Origin of the sequence: Streptomyces sp. NPDC002701, assembly GCF_042889045.1 — a bacterium.
Classification (GTDB): domain Bacteria; phylum Actinomycetota; class Actinomycetes; order Streptomycetales; family Streptomycetaceae; genus Streptomyces.
In genome coordinates, this window is record NZ_JBIAQL010000075.1 from 1 (window position 1) to 1428 (window position 1428).

Consider the following 1428-nt stretch of genomic DNA (forward strand, 5'->3'; position numbering starts at 1 on the left):
GGAGTCTCAATGATGAAGTCAAGCCGCTTGCGCGACCGGCAGCTCGGGGGTGAAGACCCGGTTGTCGCGCAGGAGTGCCCACAGCACGCTGGCCCGTCGGCGGGCGAGGGCGATGACGGCCTGGACGTGTTTGCAACCCTCGCCGCGCTTCTTGAGGTAGAAGTCCCGGTTCGGGCCGTCACGGATGATGCTGGTCTGCGTGGACATGTAGAACACCCGGCGCAGCCGGCGGCTGTAGCGCTTGGGCCGGTGCAGATTGCCGGTCCGGCGCCCGGAGTCTCGTGGGACGGGCACCAGGCCGGCCGCCGAGGCAAGGTGACCAGCGTCGGCGTAGGCGGCGAGGTCACCGGCGGCGACCACGAACTCGGCACCGAGTATCGGGCCCATGCCGGGCAGGGACTCGATGATCTCTGCCTGCGGGTGGCTGCGGAACGTCTCACGGATCTGCTTGTCGATCCGCTTCAGCCGGTCGTCCAGCGCCAGGATCTGCACGGCCAGGTCGGCCACGATCTGGGCGGCGACGTCCTCGCCGGGCAGCGCGGTCTGCTGGGCCTGCGCGGCCTCCAGTGCCGTTGCAGCGACGGCGTCAGCACCGCGAACATCGCGGTTGGCCAGCCAGGCCGTCAGCCTCGCCCGGCCGCGGCGGCGGATCGCGGCCGGGGTCTGGTAGCCCGTCAGCAGAACCAGGGCGCCCTTCTGCGAGCTGTAGTCGAAGGCTCGTTCCAGGGCGGGGAAGACGCCGGTCAGTGTGTCGCGGAGACGGTTGATCATCCGGACCCGGTCTGCCACGAGGTCAGAGCGGTGGGCAGTCAGCAGCGCGAGGTCGGCGGCCAGCTGGGCCGGGACGTCGATCGTTGCGAAGTCCCGGCGGTTGCGTGCGGTTTCAGCGATGACGTAGGCGTCACGGGCGTCGGTCTTCGCCTCGCCCCGGTATGCGCCGGACATGCGGTTGACCGTGCGGCCGGGCACGTAGACGGCCTGCTGGCCGTGGGCCGAGAGCAAAGCCAGCAGCAACGCGGAAGACGTTCCGGAGATGTCCACCGCCCACTTGACTTCATCGGCAAGGTCGAGGATCTCACCCATGGCAGTCAGGATCGCCGACTCGTCGTTGTCGACCTTCTTCGACCACAGCGTCGCACCGGTCTCGTCGACCACCGCAGCCCAGTGATGCCCCTTGCCCGCGTCGATGCCGGCCCAGACCCGACCCCGCCGCTCGTTCACTCGCCCCTCCTCGCTCCGATCAGTATGCCGTCGGCCCGAGGAACACCCCGCTGTCATCTCCGTAATCAGCGACCGCACATGGCGCGCACATCTCAATCAGCAGCCAGGGCGCCCCGGAGAGCCGGACGGCCACTCCTCGGAAGCCACTCAAGGCAGAAACCCATAAGCCACATCCGGCCCTCCCGGGCCGACCAACACCTTACGGAG

Annotated in this window: 1 protein-coding gene; it reads right to left on the reverse strand. The window is 68.8% G+C overall.

Annotated features, from left to right (window positions below; genetic code table 11):
- Positions 1–18 precede the first annotated feature (18 nt).
- Positions 19–1221, reverse strand: coding sequence for an IS110 family transposase (locus tag ACFYXC_RS41850; RefSeq protein ID WP_389558403.1), 1203 nt, complete (start codon positions 1219–1221; stop codon positions 19–21).
- Positions 1222–1428: the final 207 nt, after the last annotated feature.